The sequence below is a fragment of the Streptomyces sp. V3I8 genome, from assembly GCF_030817535.1.
GTDB lineage: Bacteria > Actinomycetota > Actinomycetes > Streptomycetales > Streptomycetaceae > Streptomyces.
In genome coordinates this window covers 8,756,469-8,777,395 of the sequence record NZ_JAUSZL010000002.1, presented here as the reverse complement: position 1 = coordinate 8,777,395, position 20,927 = coordinate 8,756,469, and the positions used below count along the sequence as shown (strand labels likewise).

The 20,927-nt window shown below is 71.8% G+C and carries 21 protein-coding genes and 1 pseudogene; 7 read left to right on the top strand and 15 right to left on the bottom strand.

Features of this window, described 5'->3' with window-relative positions; all coding sequences use genetic code 11:
* Positions 1 to 376 precede the first annotated feature (376 nt).
* Positions 377 to 556: pseudogene (locus tag QFZ75_RS41310) on the top strand (TetR-like C-terminal domain-containing protein); the annotation flags it as partial.
* 17 nt (positions 557 to 573) lie between these two features.
* Here QFZ75_RS41310 and QFZ75_RS38725 read toward each other — a convergent pair.
* A complete protein-coding gene (locus tag QFZ75_RS38725; RefSeq protein WP_307544101.1) occupies positions 574 to 1,569 on the bottom strand; it encodes an aldo/keto reductase in 996 nt (331 codons plus the stop codon).
* Positions 1,570 to 1,695: 126 nt separating this feature from the next.
* Here QFZ75_RS38725 and QFZ75_RS38720 point away from each other — a divergent pair, with 126 nt between their 5' ends.
* Positions 1,696 to 2,535, top strand: coding sequence for a helix-turn-helix transcriptional regulator (locus tag QFZ75_RS38720; RefSeq protein ID WP_307544100.1), 840 nt, complete (start codon positions 1,696 to 1,698; stop codon positions 2,533 to 2,535).
* 153 nt (positions 2,536 to 2,688) lie between these two features.
* On the opposite strand, the gene QFZ75_RS38715 is transcribed toward QFZ75_RS38720, so the two are convergent.
* Positions 2,689 to 3,183, bottom strand: a complete 495-nt coding sequence (locus QFZ75_RS38715; RefSeq protein ID WP_307544099.1) for a carbonic anhydrase — start codon at positions 3,181 to 3,183, stop codon at positions 2,689 to 2,691.
* A gap of 248 nt (positions 3,184 to 3,431) precedes the next feature.
* The gene (locus QFZ75_RS38710) at positions 3,432 to 3,677 is read right to left on the bottom strand and encodes an FCD domain-containing protein (protein ID WP_307544098.1); all 246 of its coding nucleotides are present in this window, start codon (positions 3,675 to 3,677) and stop codon (positions 3,432 to 3,434) included.
* A gap of 54 nt (positions 3,678 to 3,731) precedes the next feature.
* Here QFZ75_RS38710 and QFZ75_RS38705 point away from each other — a divergent pair, with 54 nt between their 5' ends.
* Both QFZ75_RS38705 and QFZ75_RS38700 read left to right on the top strand, forming a co-directional pair.
* A complete protein-coding gene (locus QFZ75_RS38705) occupies positions 3,732 to 4,259 on the top strand; it encodes an ATP-binding protein (protein ID WP_307544097.1) in 528 nt (175 codons plus the stop codon).
* Between the two features lie 222 nt (positions 4,260 to 4,481).
* Positions 4,482 to 5,477 carry a sporulation protein gene (locus tag QFZ75_RS38700; protein ID WP_307544096.1) on the top strand — a complete coding sequence of 332 codons (996 nt, stop codon included), beginning with the start codon at positions 4,482 to 4,484 and terminating at the stop codon, positions 5,475 to 5,477.
* Between the two features lie 212 nt (positions 5,478 to 5,689).
* On the opposite strand, the gene QFZ75_RS38695 is transcribed toward QFZ75_RS38700, so the two are convergent.
* The 3 genes from QFZ75_RS38695 to QFZ75_RS38685 form a co-directional block, all read right to left on the bottom strand.
* Positions 5,690 to 7,021 carry an LCP family protein gene (locus QFZ75_RS38695; protein ID WP_307545088.1) on the bottom strand — a complete coding sequence of 444 codons (1,332 nt, stop codon included), beginning with the start codon at positions 7,019 to 7,021 and terminating at the stop codon, positions 5,690 to 5,692.
* Positions 7,022 to 7,288: 267 nt separating this feature from the next.
* Entirely contained in the window at positions 7,289 to 8,221 is a 933-nt protein-coding gene (locus QFZ75_RS38690) for a M56 family metallopeptidase (protein ID WP_307544095.1), read from the bottom strand.
* Positions 8,222 to 8,227: 6 nt separating this feature from the next.
* Positions 8,228 to 8,617, bottom strand: a complete 390-nt coding sequence (locus QFZ75_RS38685; protein ID WP_307544094.1) for a BlaI/MecI/CopY family transcriptional regulator — start codon at positions 8,615 to 8,617, stop codon at positions 8,228 to 8,230.
* Positions 8,618 to 8,877: 260 nt separating this feature from the next.
* Here QFZ75_RS38685 and QFZ75_RS38680 point away from each other — a divergent pair, with 260 nt between their 5' ends.
* On the top strand, positions 8,878 to 9,453 hold the full coding sequence (locus tag QFZ75_RS38680; RefSeq protein WP_307544093.1) for a TerD family protein: 576 nt from the start codon (positions 8,878 to 8,880) through the stop codon (positions 9,451 to 9,453).
* Between the two features lie 501 nt (positions 9,454 to 9,954).
* Positions 9,955 to 10,539 carry a TerD family protein gene (locus QFZ75_RS38675; protein WP_307544092.1) on the top strand — a complete coding sequence of 195 codons (585 nt, stop codon included), beginning with the start codon at positions 9,955 to 9,957 and terminating at the stop codon, positions 10,537 to 10,539.
* Between the two features lie 12 nt (positions 10,540 to 10,551).
* Here QFZ75_RS38675 and QFZ75_RS38670 read toward each other — a convergent pair whose 3' ends face one another.
* Positions 10,552 to 12,852, bottom strand: a complete 2,301-nt coding sequence (locus QFZ75_RS38670) for a 2Fe-2S iron-sulfur cluster-binding protein (protein ID WP_307544091.1) — start codon at positions 12,850 to 12,852, stop codon at positions 10,552 to 10,554.
* Positions 12,853 to 12,863: 11 nt separating this feature from the next.
* Complete coding sequence (locus tag QFZ75_RS38665; protein ID WP_307545086.1) at positions 12,864 to 13,628, bottom strand: siderophore-interacting protein; 765 nt, start codon at positions 13,626 to 13,628, stop codon at positions 12,864 to 12,866.
* A gap of 147 nt (positions 13,629 to 13,775) precedes the next feature.
* Here QFZ75_RS38665 and QFZ75_RS38660 point away from each other — a divergent pair, with 147 nt between their 5' ends.
* A complete protein-coding gene (locus QFZ75_RS38660) occupies positions 13,776 to 14,396 on the top strand; it encodes a TetR/AcrR family transcriptional regulator (RefSeq protein ID WP_307544090.1) in 621 nt (206 codons plus the stop codon).
* A 65-nt stretch (positions 14,397 to 14,461) separates the two neighbouring features.
* Here the strand turns inward: QFZ75_RS38660 and QFZ75_RS38655 are convergent, their stop codons facing one another.
* The 7 genes from QFZ75_RS38655 to QFZ75_RS38625 form a co-directional block, all read right to left on the bottom strand.
* Positions 14,462 to 15,037, bottom strand: a complete 576-nt coding sequence (locus tag QFZ75_RS38655) for a DUF1990 family protein (protein WP_307544089.1) — start codon at positions 15,035 to 15,037, stop codon at positions 14,462 to 14,464.
* Positions 15,038 to 15,098: 61 nt separating this feature from the next.
* Positions 15,099 to 15,899, bottom strand: a complete 801-nt coding sequence (locus QFZ75_RS38650; protein WP_307544087.1) for an ABC transporter ATP-binding protein — start codon at positions 15,897 to 15,899, stop codon at positions 15,099 to 15,101.
* Positions 15,896 to 16,720, bottom strand: coding sequence for an ABC transporter ATP-binding protein (locus QFZ75_RS38645; protein ID WP_307544086.1), 825 nt, complete (start codon positions 16,718 to 16,720; stop codon positions 15,896 to 15,898). The genes QFZ75_RS38650 and QFZ75_RS38645 overlap by 4 nt, the downstream gene beginning before the upstream one ends.
* Positions 16,717 to 17,577 carry an ABC transporter permease gene (locus QFZ75_RS38640; RefSeq protein WP_307544085.1) on the bottom strand — a complete coding sequence of 287 codons (861 nt, stop codon included), beginning with the start codon at positions 17,575 to 17,577 and terminating at the stop codon, positions 16,717 to 16,719. Before QFZ75_RS38640 ends, QFZ75_RS38645 begins: the two co-directional genes overlap by 4 nt.
* Positions 17,574 to 18,539, bottom strand: a complete 966-nt coding sequence (locus QFZ75_RS38635; protein ID WP_307544084.1) for an ABC transporter permease — start codon at positions 18,537 to 18,539, stop codon at positions 17,574 to 17,576. The genes QFZ75_RS38640 and QFZ75_RS38635 overlap by 4 nt, the downstream gene beginning before the upstream one ends.
* Entirely contained in the window at positions 18,539 to 20,068 is a 1,530-nt protein-coding gene (locus tag QFZ75_RS38630) for an ABC transporter substrate-binding protein (protein ID WP_307544083.1), read from the bottom strand. Before QFZ75_RS38630 ends, QFZ75_RS38635 begins: the two co-directional genes overlap by 1 nt.
* 58 nt (positions 20,069 to 20,126) lie before the next feature.
* Entirely contained in the window at positions 20,127 to 20,855 is a 729-nt protein-coding gene (locus QFZ75_RS38625; protein WP_307544082.1) for a DUF1684 domain-containing protein, read from the bottom strand.
* Between the last annotated feature and the right edge of the window lie 72 nt (positions 20,856 to 20,927).

Here is a 20,927-nt window from a genome sequence, read left to right as displayed (position 1 = left end):
CGCCCGACATGAGGCATCTCCGTGCCGCCGTGGCCGAGCTGAAGGACCGGCGCCGGAAGCAGACCGGGAACGCCGGGGACGAAACCGGCGAGGGATGGCTGTTCGAGAAGGGCCGCTGGGAGCTGGACCTGCTCGCGGCGGCGGTCACCGGCAACGAGCCGAATCCCGACACCTTGTTCCCGGAGCGGAAGGCCCTTGTTCCCGGAGCGGAAGACAGAGCCCTTCAGCGGCGGGACGGTGAACGCCATGAAGCACAAATGCGGCGCGTGAGCCAGGCGGCCCGTGCGGTCCGCGCGATCGGCGACGCCTACCGCCCTGGGCCCTCGACCACCCGGGGCGCTACGCCGCCGTCGTCCGCGCGCCTGCGGCCGACGACGAGGAGGACCAGCGCGTCAGCAACGAGGCTCTGCAGATCTCCTTCGACGTCCTCGCCGGTTTCGGGCTGCGCGACGACCGCGCCGTCGACACCGCGCGCACGCCGCGGTCCGCGCTGCACGGCTCCGTCAGCCTCGTAGCCGGCCTCCAGGCCGGCCGGCCCGCCCCGCGGTCACGGTAGCCGCATCACGGGGCGGCTCAGTTCCCGACACCGAGACCGGACATGAACGCGGCCGGATACCGGTCGCCGCGTGCCGTCCCCGAAGGGACCGCGCGCTCGATCCCGGCGAGGTCGTCCGGGGTGAGGTCCAGTTCCGTCGCGGGCAACGCCTCGGCCAGCCGCTCGCGGGTGCGGGCGCCGACCAGGGGCACGATGTCCTGACCCTGCGCGGCCACCCAGGCGATGGCCAGCTGGGCGACGGTGCACCCCTTCGCCGCCGCGACCCGGCGCAGCGCTTCCACCAGGGTGAGGTTGTGCTCCACGTTCCCGCTCGAGAACCGTGGGCTGGAGGCGCGGCTGTCACCGGGACCGGCCGCGCGGTCGGCGGACCAGTGCCCGGAGATCAGGCCACGGGCCAGGACTCCGTACGCGGTCAGGCCGATGCCGAGCTCACGGAGCGTGGGCAGGACGTCCGCCTCCACAGCGCGGGAGATCAGCGAGTATTCGATCTGCAGGTCCGAGACGGGGTGCACGGCGTGTGCCCGGCGGATCGTCTCCGAGCCGACCTCCGACAGACCGAGGTGCCGTACGTGACCGGCGTCGATCATCTCCTTGATCGCACCCACCGTCTCCTCGATCGGCACCGCCGGGTCCAGCCGGGCGGGGCGGTAGATGTCGATGTGGTCGGTGCCCAGCCGGGTCAGTGAGTGGGCCAGGAAGTTCTTCACCGCCTCGGGACGGCCGTCAAGGCCACCGAAGGAGGGGCCGGGGCCCGTCAGCAGGCCGAACTTGACGCTCAGCAGGTAGCTGTCCCGGTCCCGGCCGCGCAGCGCCTCGGCGAGCAGCAGCTCGTTGTGCCCGCTGGCGTAGAAGTCCGCGGTGTCGATCAACGTGATGCCTGCCTCCAGCGCGGCGTGCACGGTGGCGACGCTCTCCGCCCGGTCGGCCGCGCCGTAGGCGCCCGACATGCCCAGCCCGCCCAGGCCCAGCGCGGAAACGGCCGGACCGGTGCTGCCCAGTGTCCGTATCTGCATGGTGTTCTCCTTCGTCGTCGGTCTGCCCCTCACCCTGCGCCCGGGCCGCGCGGTACGGGAGCGGAGCGTTCATCATGGGAGCGCCGCTCCCTGGATGGGTCCGCCGCCGCGAGGGACCATGGGGACATGCAACGGGACCAGCTCGCCGACTTCCTGCGCCGCCGCCGCGAGGCGATCAGCCCGTCGGAGGTCGGCATCACCGACGGTCCGCGCCGCCGTACCAGCGGTCTGCGCCGGGAAGAAGTGGCGATGCTGGCCGGCATGTCGGTGGATTACGTCGTACGCCTCGAACAGGGCCGCAGCAGCCGGCCCTCGACCCAGCTGCTCGGGGCCCTCGCCCGGGCGCTGCGGTTCTCCGACGACGAACGCGACCACCTCTTCCACCTGGCCGGCCACCAGCCGCCGCCCGCCGACGGGGTGGCCGCCCCGGCCCGCGCCGGCCTGGTGCGCATGCTCGACCTGCTCGGCGACACACCGGCCCTGGTGCTGTCCGACCTGGGCGAGGTCCTGGCACAGAACCGGGCGTCCGTCCTGGTGGCGGGCGACCAGACCGGCTTCTCCGGTGACCGGCGCCATATCGCGTTCCGCTGGTTCACCGAGCCCGCCGTCCGTGCCGGCAGCCCGCCCGAGGAGCAGGAACACCACTCCCGCCAGCTCGTGGCCGACCTGCGCGCGACCGCAGGCCGGCGCTCCGGCGACGCCGCGGTCGCCGAACTCGTCGAGCACCTGCGGGCCGCGAGCGCCGACTTCCGCCGTCTCTGGGCCCAGCACGAGGTGTCCGTCCGGCGCGCCGACCGCAAGACCCTGGTGCACCCGAAGGTGGGGAGCCTGCTCATGGACTGCGAAACCCTGGTCACCCCCGACCTGCGCCAGCAGCTCCTGGTGCTCACTCCCGCCGATGCCCGGACCCGCGAACGACTGGAACTGCTGCGCGTGCTCGGCACCCAGGAGTTCTCCACGCGATAATCGCTTGCCCGTCCCCCACAGCGGCGGATGCACTGTCCGGCATGGCCCCCCGCACGCCACCACCGCCACCCTCGCCACCCGTCCGGATCGGTGTGGGGCGGTGGGCCGGAGCACCGGGGCGGGGCGACGGGGCCGCCCCGGTTGCTGTCGGGGTCAGAGGACTTCTTCGAGCTTGCCCGTGGCGACGTCGAGGACGAAACCCCGGATGGCGTCCTTGTGGACGACGAAGGGGTCGGCCTTGATGCGTGCGACGGACTGGCGGACGTCCGTCTCCAGGTCCGCGAAGGCCTCCGCCGCCCAGGGCGGGCGGATGCCGGTGTCCTTCTGGATCGTGTCCTTGAAGCCGTCGTCGGTGAAGGTCAGCATGCCGCAGTCGGTGTGGTGGATGAGGATGATCTCCTCGGTCCCGAGCAGTCGCTGGCTGATGGCGAGGGAGCGGATCTCGTCCTGCGTGACCACGCCGCCCGCGTTGCGGATGACATGGGCGTCGCCCTCCTCGAGGCCGAGGATCGCATAGACGTTCAGCCGGGCGTCCATGCAGGCGATGACGGCGAGGTGCCGGGCGGGCGGCAGCGGCAGCGGCAGCGGGCCGGAGAAGGTCCCGGCGTAGCGGGCGTTGTTGCCCAGGAGTTCGTCGGTCACGGACATGGCAGACCTCTGTTCCGGTGTGTTTGTTCCGGTGTGTTCTCGTCCGCGCGATGCGCGACGAGTGGGGAAGAACCGCACACGCGCAGGCCATGTGCGGGCGCGAGGACCACAAATGACCTAGCGACAGAACACGTCGAACACATGGATGCGACGCGAGGGCCAGAAGCCCGTCAGCGCAGCGGCGGAGGTCGGCACTCCTCCAGTGAACAGTGAATCGTCCCCGGATGACAAGAAGACGCGTGTTCGGGTCACCCGGCCGGTGAGGGCGGTGCGGATCGGTCGGCGAACAGGCCGCGGGCCACGCTCTGCCGTATGCGGGCGTCGCGGTCGTGGGTGTGGTGGGTGAGCATCCGGGTCCGGGCGAGTTCGGCGTCCTGGGCACGGATCGCCTCCGTCACCGCCGCGTGGTCGGCGAAGGTCGTCCCGAAGGTGTCGTCCACCGCGGGGGCGTGCCACGGGGCGCCCGCCTTCACCTGGTCGTCGATGGACTGCACACAACTGATCGAGCAAGCCGGCTCCCGCGGCCCGCACGGCGCTAGCGTGGGCCCATGATCGTATGGCTCAACGGCACCCACGGCGCGGGCAAGACGACGACCAGTGCGCTCGTACAGCAACTGATCCCCGGTTCACGGGTGTTCGACGCCGAGAAGGTCGGCGAGACACTCATGGACATCACTCCGAAGCTGCCCGGGCCCGGGACGGACAACTTCCAGCACTGGCCGCCGTGGCGGCCGCTCGTCGTCGAGACCGCCCGTCACGTCCTCGACTACACCGGCGGCACCCTGGTGGTACCCATGACCGTCCTGGTCGAGGAGTACTGGCGCGAGATCAGCACGGGCCTCGCCCACCACGCCATCCCGGTACGGCACTTCGTCCTCCACGCGGACCAGGACACCCTGCGCGGACGTATCGAGGGGGACACCCTCATGGGCCCCTCCCCGTTCCGCCTCAAGTACCTCGAGCCCTACGCCGAGGCGGCCCGCACCTGGCTGCACGCCGCGGCCGAGGTCGTCGACACCACCCGTCTCACCCCCGCCCAGGCCGCCGAACGGATCGCCGGGATCGTCAAAAACTGAGGATCCCGTCCCAGGTCACGCGGCGGGCGGCGCTTTTCGGACTTTCCCTGCTGCGGCTTTCCGGAACGGCCCTGGACCGCCTTTCGCGACCCTATGCTTCTACTCGCTTGTAGAGGAAGAACGCGAGTGCTTTCCGGGTCGTCCCCGAACACCCCGGCGTTCGTCCTCGCCGTTCGTCGTTCGTCACGAGTGACACACGTACATGAAGGAGTGGACGCCGCGATGGTGTTCAAACGGCTACTCGGATCACTGGGTGTGGGCGGTCCCACGGTGGACACGACTCTCGACCCGGGAGCGGCTCTGCCCGGCTCCACCCTGTCGGGCCAGGTGCATCTGCGGGGCGGCGACGCCGACTTCGAGATCGAGCACATCACCCTGGAGCTGCTGGCGCGGGTCGAGGCCGAGCACGAGGACGGGGAGAGCGAGGGCACGGTCGTCTTCGAGCGGTTCACCGTCGGCGGCGGCTTCCGCCTCGCCGCGGGCGAGGAGCGCGGCCTCCCGTTCGGCGTGACGCTGCCCTGGGAGACCCCGATCACCGAGCTGTACGGGCAGCCGCTCGGCATCGTCCTCGGGGTACGCACCGAACTGGCGGTGGCAGGAGCGAAGGACAAGGGTGACCTCGACCAGCTCACGGTGCAGCCCCTGCCCGTCCAGGAGGCCGTCCTCGAAGCCTTCGGGCAGCTCGGCTTCGGCTTCCGGTCCGCCGACCTGGAGTTCGGCCGCATCGGCGGCACGGGCCAGCAACTCCCCTTCTACCAGGAGCTGGAGCTCACCCCGTCATCCCAGTACGCCCATGCCGTCAACGAGATCGAGCTGACCTTCCTCGCCACGCCCGGCGGTATGGAGGTCGTCCTGGAGGCCGACAAGCGCGGCGGGCTCCTCTCCTCCGGGCACGACGCGCTCACCCGCTTCACCGTCTCCCACGACGGGGTGGCGCACCAGGACTGGACCACCCTGGTCGACGGCTGGATCCGGCAACTGGTCGAGCAGCGTGCGTCCTACGGCTCGCGGTCCGCGTACGAGCACGGCGGTGACGGTCACGGGTACCACGGGCAGCGTCACGACGACCACCGCTCCGGGCCGGGCACGGGCACTGCCGTCGCCGCGGGGGCAGCCGGCCTGGCGGCCGGTGTCGTCGGCGGTATGGTCGCGGCCGAAGTCGTGGACGAGGTGGGCGACTTCTTCGAGGGTGACGAGGAGGACGGGGAAGAGGACTGATCCGCACCCGGCCGGGAACGGGCAGGTCCCTCCGGCGTCCGGGTGACGCCGGACACGGACGGTGCCCGCGCGCTCCGGCCGGAGCGCGGCACGGCGGCCGGGCCGCCCCTTCCGGGCGCGGCCCGGCCCGTCGTCCCCTGGGGGGGCGCGACGTCACGGGGTGCCGGACGACGTCACAGGATGCCGAGCGGCGTCACAAGATGCCGGCGGCGTCACAGGATGTCGTCGGGATCGAGGTCGGTGCCCACCGCGAGGGTGACCACTCCCCCGGCAGCGTCCGCCCCCTGTGTGGCCCGGGCCTGGGACAGCCGTGACGCCAGCACCTTCGCCTGCTCGCCCATCCCCTGCGGGTAGGTGGCGGTGGTGGTGCGGGTCGTCCTCGCCGCGTTGCCCGTGCCGACGACGGTGAACCCGGCCTGGCGCAGTTTCGTGGCCACGGCGGCGGCACGCCCCGGGACACCGGTGCCGTTGAGCACCTGGACGCGCACGCTCGACGCGTAGACCGGGTCCTCGGCGTCGGCCTGCAGTTCCTTCTTGTCGACCTCCTTGTCCTTGGCGAGGGAGGTGAACAGGCTGCCGGCCTGCGGGTACTGCCACACGACGTTGGCCTTGTCGGTGGCCACATCCGCCTCGCGCGGGTAGTTGGGCACGGTGAGGAAGGTCAGCCTGTCGCCCGGAATGCCCTTCACCTCGGAGGCCAGGCCGTACAGCGGCTTGATGCCGGCCAAATCCCTGTCCGTGGTCAGGGATTTCGTGGCCGACTGGAGGAAGCCGTAGAGCGCGTTCGGGCTGGTCAGCTTGGACTGCGCCTTGTCGGCCAGCGCCTCCATGAACTCCTGCTGGCGGCCGATGCGCCCGAGGTCGGAACCGTCGCCGACGCTGTAGCGGGCGCGTACGTAACCGAGCGCCTGCTCGTCCTCGACGGTCTGGCAGCCGGCTTCCAGGTCCAGGTGCGCCTTCTCGTCGTGGATGGCCTGCTCGGGGCAGACCTCGATGCCGCCCAGGGCGTTGACCATGCCCTTGAAGCCCTGGAAGTCGACGGACATGAAGTGGTCGATCCGCAGTCCGGTGTTCGCCTCGACCGTCCTGATGGTGCAGGCGGCGGCGCCGGCGACCTTGCCGCTGGAGCCGCCGATCGCGAACGCCTCGTTGATCTTGGCGTGATGGGATGCCGAGGTGGTCCTGTCACCCTTGTCGCACGCGGATATCCGCACCCACGAGTCGCGCGGGAAGGACACCACGGTCGCCCATTTCCGGTTCGCCGGGACGTGCATCACCATCAGGGTGTCCGACTGCATGGTGGTCAGGTCCTTGCCGTACTTCGCGTTGCCGCCCGCACGGCTGTCGGAACCGACGACCAGGATGTTCTTCGAGCCCGGGCTGAGGTTGGCGGGACGGTCCCCGCCGAGCTTGTCGTCGATGTCGGCGGCACTGATGTTGTCGTCGAGGTCCTGGTACATCCAGGCGCCGACCCCGGCCGTCCCCAGGACGAGCACCGCGAAGGCCCCCGCCGTCCATACGAGGATCCGCCCCCGCCGCGTCAGCCTCACGCGCCGTGCCGGCCCGCCTCCGGCCTGCGTGTGCCGTCGCTGTCCCCTGCCGCCCACAGGCGCCCCTCTCTTCCGCCCGGCCACGAGCGGCCGGTCCGTGCCTGTTGTCCGTTCGGTGCGCCCCTGTACCGAACGACGGAACTCTACAATTTTGTAGAAGTACGGATGGAGGGAGGGTCCGTCTCATCGGCCCCACCTGCCACGGCCCCACCCGCCACACCCGGGGGTCCGCTCTCACCAGGCACACCCGGGGGTCCGCTCTCACCAGGGGGTCGCCGCGTGCAGGATGAGCACCATCGTCACCGCGGAGTTCGCGGACGACAGGGCGGACACCGCGGTCCCGGCCGCCGCGCCCCAGGCGGCGAGACCGACCGAGGTGAACACCGGGGGCCAGCTGCGCAGCGCGGGCGCGGGGCCGAGCAGAGCGGCCACCCGTCGCGGCACCGGCCCCGGTGCGGCGAGGCCCGCGAGAGTGGTCGCCGCGGTGCCCCGGGAGACCAGGGCCGCCTTGCCGATCGCGCGCGCCACGGCCCTGCGGCTGCCGACGGCCCGTGCCGCCTCTTCGTCCGCCCAGCGTTCCGCCGTGAAGGACACGGCCGTACGCAGCGGACGCAGGAACGGGTTGGCGCGCGCGGCGAGCTGGGCGGCCAGCAGGAACCGGTGGTGCCGGGCGGCGAGGTGGGCGCGCTCGTGCGCGAACAGGGCGCGCCTTTCGGCCGGTTCGAGGCAGGACAGCAGGGCGGTGGTCACCACCACCCGGTCACGGCGCCCGCCCGGGAGGGCGTACGCGTACGGCGTCTCGTCGGGCAGGACGGCCACCTCGGTCGCGGGCAGGCCGGCGAGCGCCCGGTGGGCGCGGCGGCGCACCTGCCGGTGCCGCCACAGGGTGCGGCCGCCGGCCAGCAGGACAGCGAGCAGGGCCGGTATCGCGAGCTTCCCCGCGAACTCGTCGTACGGCACCGCCGCACGCACCTCGGGATCCGACCACGCGTCGGGCAGCGGGTTGCCGGGCAGCTGTGCCGTGCCGACGACCACGAGCAGCCCCAGGCACACGGTGCTGCACAGCGCCATCACCACGGCCAGAGCGGTCAGCAGCCGGGTGGCGGTCCGCGGGTACAGCCGCTGCTCGGCGAGGCGTGCGACCGGCCAGGCCGTCAGCGGCAGGACCAGCGGCAGAAAGACGAACACCCCCATGAGGCTTCAGTCTTCCCCTTCGGTCCTGGCCCGGCCCAGCAGTTCGCGCAGCAGGCGTTCGTCGTCCGGTGCCAGGGAGGTCACGAAGCTGGCCAGCACGGCCTCGCGGTCGCTCTCCCCGTCGAGCACCCTGCGCATCCGGTGTGCGGCCAGGCCCGCCTCGTCCGACGCCGAGGTCCAGGCGAAGGACCGGCCGACGCGCTCGCGGGTCACCGCGCCCTTGGCCAGCAGCCGGGTCAGGATCGTGATGACCGTCGTGTAGGCGAGGTCGCCGCCGAGCCGTTCCTGCACCCAGCCCGCGGTCGCGGGGCCCTCCGCCGCGCGCAGGGCGGACAGGATCTGCGCCTCCAGCTCGCCCTGACCCCGCCGTGGGGGACGCTGCCGCTGGTCCGTCACGCCGTGGCTCCCTTCTCCGCCGGCTCCACATCCCGGCCGGTCCATCGTATCGACGCCGCACGACCGATCACGACGTCCGCGGCCGTCCGCCGCCCGTGACGAGCCGCGCGGACGGGTTTTCCCGTGCCGGTCCGCGACGGCGGCACGACAAGGGACAGTGGACCTGAACACCGTCGCAATCTCTACAGTGCTGTAGATTTTAGTTCAGGGTCCGCCGGGTCCGCCGGGCCCGCACCCGACGCGTCGAGAAGGAGTTCGCAATGGGAGTTTCCCTGGCCAAGGGCGGCAATGTCTCGCTCAGCAAGGAGGCGCCGGGCCTGACCGCCGTACTGGTCGGCCTCGGCTGGGACGTGCGCACCACCACCGGTGCCGACTACGACCTCGACGCCTCCGCACTGCTGCTCGACGCCTCCGGCAAGGTGCTGTCCGACCAGCACTTCGTCTTCTACAACAACCTCAAGAGCCCGGACGGTTCGGTCGAGCACACCGGTGACAACCTCACCGGTGAGGGCGAGGGCGACGACGAGTCGGTCAAGGTCGACCTCGCCGCCGTGCCCGCCGAGGTCACAAAGATCGTCTTCCCGGTCTCCATCCACGACGCCGCGAACCGCGGGCAGAGCTTCGGGCAGGTCCAGGGCGCCTTCATCCGCGTCGTCAACCAGGCCGGCGGCGCCGAGATTGCCCGCTACGACCTGTCCGAGGACGCGGCCACCGAGACGGCGATGGTCTTCGGCGAGCTGTACCGGCACGGCGCCGAGTGGAAGTTCCGGGCCGTGGGACAGGGCTACGCGTCCGGTCTGGCGGGCATCGCGTCCGACTTCGGCGTCAACGTCTGACACGGACGGCCCGCCCCCGGGCCTGGTCACCGGGGGCGGGCCCGGCGACACCCCTGCCGGCACCGACCGCCCCCACGCGTCAGGAGACCGAGTGGCCGACCCCCCTGACCCGCACCCCGAGGACCGGTACGGCTTCGAGGCCGTACCGCACGCGTCCGCCGAGGAGTCCGCACCGCGACGGCCCGGTACCGCCCGGTCCGCGGGCGGCGCTCCTGGCGCTCACGCCCGCTGTGGCCGCGTCGTCCGCCACCCTCCTGCTCGTAGCGGGTCATCTGCTCCGAGGCGTCGGCGTCGCGGGCACGCTGCCGGGCTCGCTCATGTCCGCCGGCTGGGTCCTCGCGCTCGTCGCGGTCCTGAGTGCGCTGCTCACCCTCATGTCTTCGTCCGTCGCCGAAACCGGGAACCCCCGCTCCCCCGATGACAGCAGTGCCTGTCCGGACGGCCCGGCAGACGGCTCCGGACAGTTCCCCCAGCAGGTCGAACCCGAAGGAGAAGCACCCCATGTCGGTGAACATGACCAAGGGCCAGCAGGTCAGCCTGAGCAAGGCCGACGGCAGCGCCCTGAACTCGGTCCGGATGGGCCTCGGCTGGCAGGCCGCGCCCCGTAAGGGCTTCCTCGCCCGGCTCACCGGAGGCGGGGAGATCGACCTGGACGCCTCGGCCGTGCTCTTCGCGGCCGGGCAACCGGTCGACGTCGTCTTCTTCCAGCACCTGACCAGCGATGACGGTTCCGTCCGGCACACCGGCGACAACCTCACCGGCGGGGCAGGTGCCGGAGGCGACGACGAGTCCGTCCTGGTCGACCTGGCCCGCGTGCCCGCCCAGGTCGACCAGATCGTGTTCACCGTCAACTCCTTCACCGGCCAGACCTTCGCCGAGGTGCAGAACGCGTTCTGCCGGCTGGTGGACGAGACCACGGGGACCGAGCTGGCCCGCTACACCCTGACCGGCGGCGGCAGGCACACCGCCCAGATCATGGCCAAGGTCCAGCGCACGAGCGGCGGCTGGCAGATGAAGGCCATCGGCGAACCCGCCACCGGCCGCACCTTCCAGGACCTGCTCCCGTCCATCGCGCCCCATCTGTAGGCCCCGGTCCGGTCACGGGTCCTCGATGTCGAGGGTGACCTTCGACAGCGGAGAGTTCACGCACGTGAGTACGTAACCGTCGGCCCGTTGGCGCGGTGTGAGGCAGTCGGGCTCGTTCTGCGTCACCTCTCCGCCGCGCAGCCGCACCATGCAGTCGCCGCAGTTGCCGACCGTGCAGGAGTACGGCATCGGCAGCCCCGCGGCGAGACCCGCGTCGAGCAGTGTCCGGCCTGGCTCGACCACCACCGTGCCGACGGGGCGGCCGGCCTCCTCGACGGTCATCTCCCAGGGCACCGTCACCTCGGTCCCGGTGTCCGCCCCGCTGGTGTAGCGCTCGTGGTGCACCAGTTCGTCCGGGACCCCCAGCCCGGGCAGCACGTCCCGGACCACGTCCATCAGCGGTCCGGGGCCGCAGACGTAGTAGTGGGCGTCGCGGGCCGGGGACAGGGCGGTGACCCACCGGCGTACGCCGTCCGCGTCGAGCCGTCCGTCCCGGCGGGTCAGGACGTGGGTGACCGACAGCCGGCCGGGGTGGTCCCGCGCCAGCCGGTCCAGCTCGTCGGCGAAGATGACCTCGTCCGCGCTGCGGCTGCTGCAGAGCAGCGCGATCCTCCCGCCGTCCGGACGGCCGGCGGTTCCTGCGCGTCCTTCGCGTGGCGCGGGGGCCGCGGCGAGGCGTGTGCGGATCATGCTCATCATCGGTGTCACGCCGCTGCCCGCCGCGACCAGCACGATCTCGTCCGGCGGCCGCGGCCCGGCGTGGAAGGAGCCCGACGGGCCACGCACCGCGAGACGGTCCCCGGCGCGCAGACTCCGGTGCACGTGGGTGGAGAACCGGCCGCCCTCCACGTGCTTGACGGTCACCTCAAGCCGGGACGACCCGGGCACCGACGAGGCCGAGTAGGCCCGCCGCACCGGGCGGCCGTCGATGTCGGCGACGAGGGTGAAGAACTGGCCGGGGCGGAAGTCGAACGGTCCCGGGTTCTCGCCGGCGTCCTCCAGTACGAGGGTGACCGCGCTCGGCGTCTCCCTGCGCACCTCGGTGACGCGCACCTCCCGCAGCGGCTTCCCCACCCCGACGGCATCGCCGCCGACGCCGTCGTCATCGCCGCTGCCGACGTTGTCGTTGCCGTTGCCGTTGCCGGAGGGACGCCGCCGCAGGAGTCCGCGGCGCCGTCCGCCCGCGCCGGGCCGCCCGCCCCCACCGGGTCCGAGGTCCTCGTAACCCTCCTTCCGCAGTCCGGAACGGTAGACACGGTTCACCACCAGCCGCAGCAACCGGGGCATCCCCGGGATCGCGCCGACGGCCCTCAGGAGGAACGCGGGCGGTCCGCCGCCGGACTCGGCCGAACCCGCGGCGAGGTGTTCGCCCGCCATGGCCATCATGTCCGGCGCGGGCCCTGTGCCGAGGTGCGCGCCCGGGATCCACAGCCGCGAGCGCACCAGGGCGTCGTTGCCGCTCACCTCGGCGTGTTCGACGTCGATGAGCAGGGCCAGCTGCGGAGGCGTCCCGCGCAGTGCCATCGTCTCCAGCAGCGCCGGATCGTCGGTGATCGCGCCGCGGCCGCGGACCTGCAGCACACCGCTGCGCCCCGGTACGAGCGCGGCGAACGACAGCCGGTCGTCCCGCAGCAGGTTGTGGAGTGTGTCGGCGCGCTTGTTGCCCCTCCGGTCCGGGACGACGAGCGTGTGACCGTCCAGGATCCGCGCCACCGCCTGCCGGTCCCCGCGCGGACTCGTGTCGCTGCCACCGGCCGGGTCCCAGGTGGACAGGGCCAGGAACGGTGCCGCGGCCAGGAAGTCGGCGACGCCCGGCGCGCCCAGGGGCCCGTCGCCGGGTGTCTGCGCGGCGGGCCCGGCCGGGGCGGGCGGCTGCCACAGCCTGGACCGGAGGACGGCCTGCGCGCAGTGCACGTACGCCTCCTCGATGTCGACGGTCACCGTCGTGCCCTTCCGTCCGGCCACCGAACCGTTGACGCGCAGGATCTCCCCGACGCCCGGCAGGAGGAAGAAGAACGAGACCGGACCGTGCGGGTCGCCGCCCCCGGGCAGGGCGAACGAGATACGGGTGGGCGAGTGGACGCGTACGAACCCCGGTGTGCCGCCGATGAACGTCGTCCTGCTGGTGCCATCGGTGTCCCGGTGGCCGACGGCCGCGATCGGGCAGTGGGCCAGGACGGTCCGGCAGCCCTCGTCGAGGGCGCTGATCTGCTTGAGCATGATCACCGGCGCCGGACGGCCGATGATCCCCTCGACCTCGTCCGCCGTCGTCAGACGGTGTGGGGTGCTCGATCCAGGTGCTTGCTGCTGCATGGGAGTTCCTCTCAGCCGGGGGTGGATCGGCCCAGGCGCCAGTAGCCGACGAACGAGATGTCGCGTTTGGGTACGCCGCGGTCGTCGACGAGATGCCGCCGCACCGTGGTCGCCAGCCGGGACTCGCCCGCGACCCACGTGCAGAGGCGGCCGGGCGGCAGCGGTCCGCCGCGCAGGGCGTCCAGGACCAGGGCGCCGGGCCGCAGGTCCGCGTCGTCGCGGCTGAACCAGTGGATGCGGGTGCCGACGGGTGGCTCGACGGCGCGGATGTCGGCCTTCGTCGCCACCTCCAGGTAGACCTCCGTGGCCGGCGGGGCCGGTGTTCCGTCGAGGATCGACAGGACGGCGGGCAGCGCGCTCTCGTCGCCGACCAGCAGCCGCCCCTCCGCGTGTCCGGGCAGCCGGTACGTACTGCCGGTGTCGAAGATCCCGGCCGGATCGCCCGGCCGGACCCGGCGCACCCAGGACGACATGGGCGAGTCACCGTGCAGGGCGAACTCGATGTCGATCTCGTCGTCCGCGGGCCGTGCGCGCCGGATCGTCAGGTTGCAGACCCAGGGCCGGGCCGACTTGGGCACCAGGAGGAGCTGGGCGATCCAGGCCTCGTTCGAGACGGTGGGCATCCGCAGGGCGGTCTGTCCTTCGCGGGGGAAGAAGAGGCGCACCGCCTGGTCGTTGCCGGTGACGACCAGGTCCCGCAGGGCCGGTCCGCCGAGGGTGACGCTCGCGGAGCCCGGGGTGAGGAACTCACGGCGGCGTACCTCCAGCGTGATCATCCTGCGTGACTCGGGCAGGTGCACCTTGGGGATCACAGCGCCGCACCCGTTTCGGGCGTGGACTTGTTTTCGCAGGTCATGGCACTATTGTGAGCAATAGCTCAGCTCTTTGACTACTCGCTTTTGCCGCACCCAGGAGGTCTCCGGATGCCGTCGGCCGACCGTCGTCTTCAGCCACGTCGCAGGCCCCGCCAGGTCCGTGCCGAGCTCACCCGTGGGCGCATCCTCACCGCCGCTGCTCACGTTTTCGCCGAGTACGGCTACGCCGCCGGCACCACCAACCGCATCGCCGAGCGCGCCCACATCTCCATCGGCTCGCTGTACCAGTACTTCCCGAACAAGGACGCCATCCTGGCCGAGCTGATGGTGCGGCACATCGACCGCGGCACGTGGGCGGAGGCCGACGAGCTGGATCTGTCCCCCGGGAGCCTGGAGGCGACGGTGCGGGCGCTGGTCCGCGACGCGATGGACAACCACCGCGACGATCCGCAGCTGCTGCGGATCATGATCGAGGAGGCGTCGTTCTCGCAGGAGCTGCTCGACACGATCGAGCGCCACGGGAAGAAGCGCGTCGGTCAGGTACGCGATCTCCTCGCCCGGCACCCGGACGTGCACGTGGGGGACCTCGACGTCGCGGCCGAGCTGATCGTGTTCACGGTGGAGCTCAACACGCACAAGCTGATGGCCGACCTGCGGGCCGTCCGGGTCGAGACGTTCGAGAACGAGCTGGTGGCCATGACGACCCGTTACCTGCGCGGCGATCAGTGACCGTGCACCACGCGGGGCCGCCCGACGCGCGGTCGGCTTGCGGTCGGCTTGCGGTCGGCCTGCGCTCAGGACAGCGCGCGCAGGTAGCGCCGGCGCGCGTACCGCTGGGCGAGGAGGAGGAGCGGGAACAGCCGGCGCCAGGGACCCGCGGGGGCGGCGCGGGTCAGGGACCTGAGGGTGAGGCGGACCGTGCCCCGGTCGTCCCGGTGGACGACGAAGGCCTCCTCGCCGCTGACGGGGTGGCCGTGGCGGGTACCGTACGCGAAGCCGCACCGGTCCCGGTCCTCCACCACGGCGACGACCTCGACCGGTTCCCGGACGGTGAACGGCCCCGGACCGGCGGTGACGCGGTAGCGCCCGTGCTGCCGCGCCCGCGGGCCGTCTGCGTCCTCTCCGGCGCCCCCGTCCTCGGCGACGATCACGAAGCCGCTGCGCCGTTTGACCTCCCAGCGCATCACCGCGTCCGCGGCGGTGCGCCAGGCGTCCTCGCCCCGGCCGATCACGACGGTCCGTTCGAAACGCCGGAACCCGGGCGGGCCCTCGCCCCAGAGGGGTTCGTCGGGCCGGGTCGCGCCCGGGACCCCGTAACTGAGTCCGGTGCGTACGGGCGGCTCGCCCCGGCTGTCCGCGTCCGCCGTCATGTCCCGCTCCCCCGTCATCTGTGGGCCGTCGCTGCGGGCCGGCGTCGTGGGCCGGTCCGGCTCAGACCGGCAGCCGCGGCACGCTGTCGATCAGACGCCGGGTGTACGGGTGGGCCGGGGCCCCCAGTACCTGGGCGGTGTCGCCCTGCTCGACCAGCCGGCCGCGCTCCAGGACCGCCGTACGCTCGCACAGGGAGGCGACGACCGACAGGTCGTGGGAGACCATGACGAGGGTGAGCCGCCGCTCCTCCTTCAGCTCGGCCAGCAGGTCGACGACCTTGACCCGGGTGGTCACGTCGAGCGCGCTCACGGGTTCGTCGGCGAGCAGGACGCGCGGGTCGCACACGATGGCACGGGCGATCGCGATGCGCTGGCGCTGGCCGCCGGAGAACTCGTGCGGGTAGCGGGAGGCCGTGTCGGCCGGGAGTCCGACCCGTTCCAGCGCGGCGGCCACCTTCGGCGCGGCGGTCGTACGGCTGTCGAGGCCCAGGGAGCGCAGCGGTTCCGCGACGATCGCGGCGATACGCCGGCTCGGGTCGAGGGAGGAGTACGGGTCCTGGAACACGCACTGGACGCCGCGCCGGAAGCGGCGCATCTGCCGCCGGTCGCGCGGGGTGAGCGGATCGCCGTCGAAGCGGACGGTGCCGGCCGTGGGGCGGGCCAGTCCCAGCAGGAGCCGCAGGAGGGTGGTCTTGCCGGCGCCCGACTCGCCGACGAGCGCCAGCGACTGCCCGGGCTCGACGGCGAGGGACACGCCCTGTACGACATCGGCGGCGGCGCCCCGGTAGCGCACGGCCACGTCCGTCAGTTCCAGTACGGGCGTCGGCCCGGGTACGGATGCCGGCTCCGGTACGGGCGTCATCGCGGGCTCCTCAGGTCCAGGGCGGACTCCAGTGTGCGGGCGCCGGCGACGAGCGCCCTGGTGTACTCGGCCTTTGGCGCGGTGACGACGTCCAGGACGGGACCCTCCTCGACGGCCCGCCCGTCCTTCATCACCAGGACGCGGTCGGTCACCCTGGCGACCACGGCGAGGTCGTGGCTGACGAACAGCACGGCCATCTCGCGTTCACGGACGAGCGTGTCGAGCAGCTCCAGCATCTCGGCCTGGACGGACACGTCGAGCGCGGTGGTGGGTTCGTCGGCGATGAGCAGGCCCGGATCGCAGGCCAGGGCCATGGCGAGGGCGACGCGCTGGCGCTGCCCGCCGGAGATCTCGTGCGGGAAGGCGCGGGCGATGCGGTCGGGTTCGGACAGCCGCACCCGGACGAGGGCCTCGGTGACGGCGGTCCGCAGGTCCCGTCCCCTGAGGCCGGTCCTGCGGGCCAGGGGTTCGGCGATCTGGCGGCCCAGCCGCATCAGCGGGTCGAGGGCGGTCAGGGGCTCCTGGAAGACCACGGCCGCGTCCCGGCCGCGTACGGCGGTCAGGCGCTTCTCGGGGGCGCCGACGATCTGCGTGCCGGCCAGTTCGACGCTGCCGGTGACGGTCATGCCGTCGGGCAGCAGGCCCAGCAGGGCGAGCGTGGTGAGGGACTTGCCGGAGCCGGACTCGCCGATCAGGCCGAGCCGTTCGCCGCTGTCGACGGTGAAGGAGAGGTCGTCGACGAGGGTGCGCCCGTCGTCGGTGCGCACGGTCAGGCCGCGTACGGCGAGCAGGGGGGCGGGAGGGGTGTCGTGGAGGGTCATGTCCGCCTCCGGCGGGTCGCCGGGTCGAGGGTGTCGCGCAGCCCGTCGGCGATGAGGTTGACCCCGACGACGAGCACGACCAGCAGGATGCCGGGGGCCAGCGCGCCCGCGGGGGCCGTGGTGAAGGTGGCCTGTGCCTCCTGGAGCATGCGGCCCCAGGAGGCGTTGGGCGGCGGAGCGCCGAGGCCGAGGTAGGACAGGCCCGCCTCGGCCAGTACGGCGAGGCCGAACTGGAGCGCCAGGTTGACCACGAGGGTGGGCCAGATGTTCGGCAGGACGTGTCCGGCGACCGTACGCGGCCAGGAGGTGCCCGAGGTCCGGGCGGCGGTGACGTAGTCCTGGGCCAGGACCCGCTTGACGAGGATCCGTACGAGACGGGCGACCACCGCGCTCTGTGCCAGGCCGATGGCGAGGATCGCGGAGCCGAGGGTGGCCGAGCGGGCGGCGACGACGAGCATCGCGAGCAGCAGGGTCGGGAAGGCGATGAGGATGTCGAGGAACGCGGCGAGCGTGTCGTCGAGCCAGCCCTGCGCGAACGCGGCGAGCACCCCGAGGGTGACCCCGACGAGCGCGGCGACGGCGACCGAGCCGAGACCCGCCTGGACGGCGATACGGGAGCCGGTCATCAGCTGGGTGAACAGGTCCCGGCCCAGCTTGTCGGTGCCGAGCAGATGTCCGCCACCCGGGCCCGCGAGCCGGCCTCCGGAGGTGTCGTCGGTGCCGAAGGGCAGCCAGAGGAGCGAGACGAGGGCGAGCAGCACGATCAGGGCGGTCAGCGCGCAGCCGGCCAGCAGGGTGGCGGAACGGCGGCGGCGCGGCGTCGGCGGTGCCTTGAGCTGGGCCTCCGTGAGGGTCACCGGGCACCTCCTGAGAGCCGTCCGCGCAGGCGCGGGTCGATGATCCGCTGGACCAGGTCGGCGGCGAAGCCGATCAGGAGCACGGCGAGGGTCGAGACGAACAGGACGCCCTGGACGACCGGGTAGTCGTGCTGGGCGATGCCGGTGGCGAGCAGCGAGCCGAGACCGGGCAGTGCGAAGACGGATTCCACGACGACCGCGCCGAGCAGGGTCGAGGCGAGTTCGATCCCGAGGACGGAGATCACCGGGACGGAGGCGTTGCGCAGCCCGTGCCGCCACATGGCGCGCGGGAAGGAGGCGCCGAGGGCCCGGGCGGTGCGCAGGTAGTCGCTGCCGAGGACGTCGAGCGTGGCGGAGCGGACGTACCTGATCAGTGAGGCGCCCATCACCAGCGCGATGGTGACCACCGGCAGGACGAGGGAGCGGATCGCATCGGCGGGCGCGGCCCAGCCGTCCTGCGGAAAGCCGCCGGAGGGCAGCCAGCCCGCGTTCAGCGCGAACACGGCGATGAGGATCATGCCGAGCCAGAACACCGGGACGGCGATGCCCAGTTGGGAGATTCCGCTGAGCAGCGCCCCGTACCAGGTGCGGCGCTTGTACGCGGCCACGAAGCCGACGGGTACGGCGACGACGACGGCCAGCACGAACGCGGCCAGCGTCAGCGGGACCGTGACGTTCAGGCGGGCGCTGACCTCGGGGCCGACCGGCAGCGAGCTGACGAAGGACGTGCCGAGGTCGCCGCTCGCCAACTGCCCGAGCCAGTGGGTGAACTGCTCGGGCAGCGGCCGGTCGGAACCGATGGAGTGGCGGGCCGCGGCGATCTGCTCCGGGCTCGCGCCCACCGAGGTGAGCGCGTTGGCCGGATCGCCGGGGAGCAGGCGCAGCAGGACGAAGAGCACCACGCTCGCCAGGGCCAGCGACACCAGGAGGAACGCGAGGCGGCGCAGGAGGTAGCGCCCCATCAGCCCTTCTTCTTGATGTCGTAGGCGTAGAACTGCGAGTTGAGGCCGTTGAGCGGGTAGCCGGAGAGCTTGCTGCTCGCGACGACGATCTGCGGGTAGAGGTAGAGCCAGTCGCTGGCCGCGTCCTCGGCGGTCCTGCGGTTGACCTTCTTGAGCAGGTCGGTCTGCTCGTCGGTCGTGGAGGCCTCCTCGGCCTGCTCGACCCACCGGGTGACCTGCTTGTCGTCGTAGCCCCAGTAGAAGTCGGGGTTGCCGTACCAGACCAGGTCGCGGTCGTTCACGTGCTCCTGGAGCGTGGCCGTGAAGTCGCGGTTCTTGTAGACCTTCGTGTACCACTCGTCCGGCGTGATCGTATTGATCTTGACGGTGATGCCGACCTGGGCGAGCTGCGACTTGATGAAGGTCGCGGCCGTGGGATGCGGGTCGTAGTTCGGGGTGTCGAGGGTGAAGCTGAAGCCCTTGGCGTAGCCCGCCTCCGAGAGCAGCTTCTTCGCCTTGGTGACGTCGTACGCGTTGACGTCGGTGAGGTCTTCGTACCAGGGGTCGGTCGGCGGCACCATCGAGCCGATGAGCTTGCCGTAGCCGCCCCAGACGGAATCGAGCAGCTTCTTGTCGTCGATGGCGGCGGAGACGGCCCGGCGGACCTTGACGTCCGTGAACGGCTTCGCCTTGTCGTTGAAGGCGAGAAGCAGCTTGGTGGTGGAGTCGCCGTCGTTGACCTTGTAGTTCCGGTTGCTCTTGAACTGCTCCAGGGCGTCGGGCGACTGCTCGCTGGTGACCACGTCGACGGCGTTGGTCAGCAGCGCGTTGTTCAGCGCGGTGGCGTCCTTGTAGTAGTGGTAGACGACCTTCTTGTTGGCGGCGGCGTCGCCCCAGTAGCCGGCGAAGCGGTCGAGGCTCAGCGCGGAGCCGCGGGTCCACTTGGCGAGCTTGTAGGGGCCGGTGCCGTCCTCGGTCGTCTTGAGGTTCTTGGCCTCGGAGTTGATGATCCAGACGTAGGAGAGGTTGTAGACGAAGGAGATCGACTTCTTCGACAGGGTGACCTCGACGGTCTTCGCGTCGGGGGTGGCGATGTCCTTGACGACCTCGAGGTTGCTCTTGCGGGCGGACTGCGAGTCGTCCGCGAGGACCTTCTCCAGGCTGTACTTGACGTCGGCGCTGGTCAATTCCTTGCCGCTGTGGAACTTCACGCCGTCGCGCAGGGTGAAGGTGTAGGTGAGGCCGTCCTTGCTCACCTCGTGGTCCTCGGCGAGGAGGTCGTCGACCTTGCCGTCGTCGGTGAGCTTGAAGAGACCCTCGTAGACGTTGCCGTTCAGGGCCTCGGTGACGCCCTGGCCGCCGCCCGCGGTGTTGTCGAGGTTCTGCGGCTCGTAGAGGGAGCCGATGTTCACGGTGGCGCTCTTGTCCCAGGTGCCGGACGAGGCGCCGCTCCCGCCGGAGCCGCCGCCGCACGCGGTGAGGCCGAGGGCGAGGGTGGCCACGGTCGCGGTGCCGTAGAGGGACGCCTTGCGCTTGCTGTTCTTGCTCATGGGTGTCGGATGCCTTCGGTGCGAGGAGCTGCGGGGGCTGCGGGATTCGGTGGGGTGATCAGTGCTGGGCCGGGAAGCCGTCGCGGAAGAGGGGGAGCTTCTCGCCGGCCTCGACGGCCAGGTGGAAGCGGTTCTGCCGCGGCGGCATGGGACAGTTGTACTGATCGGAGAATCCGCAGGGCGGTACGAAGGCCCGGTTGAAGTCGAGGACCACCCGGTTGTCGTCCTCGGTGCGCCGCACGAACAGGAAACGGCCGGCGCCGTAGGTGGTGTCCCCGTTGGTGGGGTCGCCGAAGACGAGGAGCAGGGTGCCGTCGTCGTCGAACGCGCTGAGGGTGTACGCGCGGCCGTCGACGGTGAGTGTGATGTCGCCCGGGACGACCAGCTCGCGGGTGCCGCCGTTGTCCCGGAGGTGCTCGAAGGCGACGCGGCGGGCGCCGGGCACGGGGGTGTAGGTCGCTTCGAGGACCCAGGCGGGGTCGTACGGGAAGGCGCTGACCCCCTCGAAGTGACGGATCGCGGGCGCGTCGGCGTCCCAGAAGCGCAGGCCGTGCTCCGGTTCGCCGGTGACGAGGTCGTTGCGCCGCAGCGTGGTGACCCTCACACCGTCCGGCTGTCCCGCGCGAATCGCGCCGGTGTCGGGCTTCTCGCCGGCCGGCAGCCAGCGGGTCTCGACGAGGGCGAGGTTGCCGGTGGGCGAGGTGAGCGAGCGGTGGCGCTCGGCCCGCCAGGCGTCCCACTCCTCCCCGGGGTGGGCGGAGGCCGGGGAGGAGCTGGACTGGGACACGGCGGACTCATTCGATCAGAGGGAGCGGCCACCAAGGATCGTCAATAGATGGCCAAAGCATGTCCTTTATCG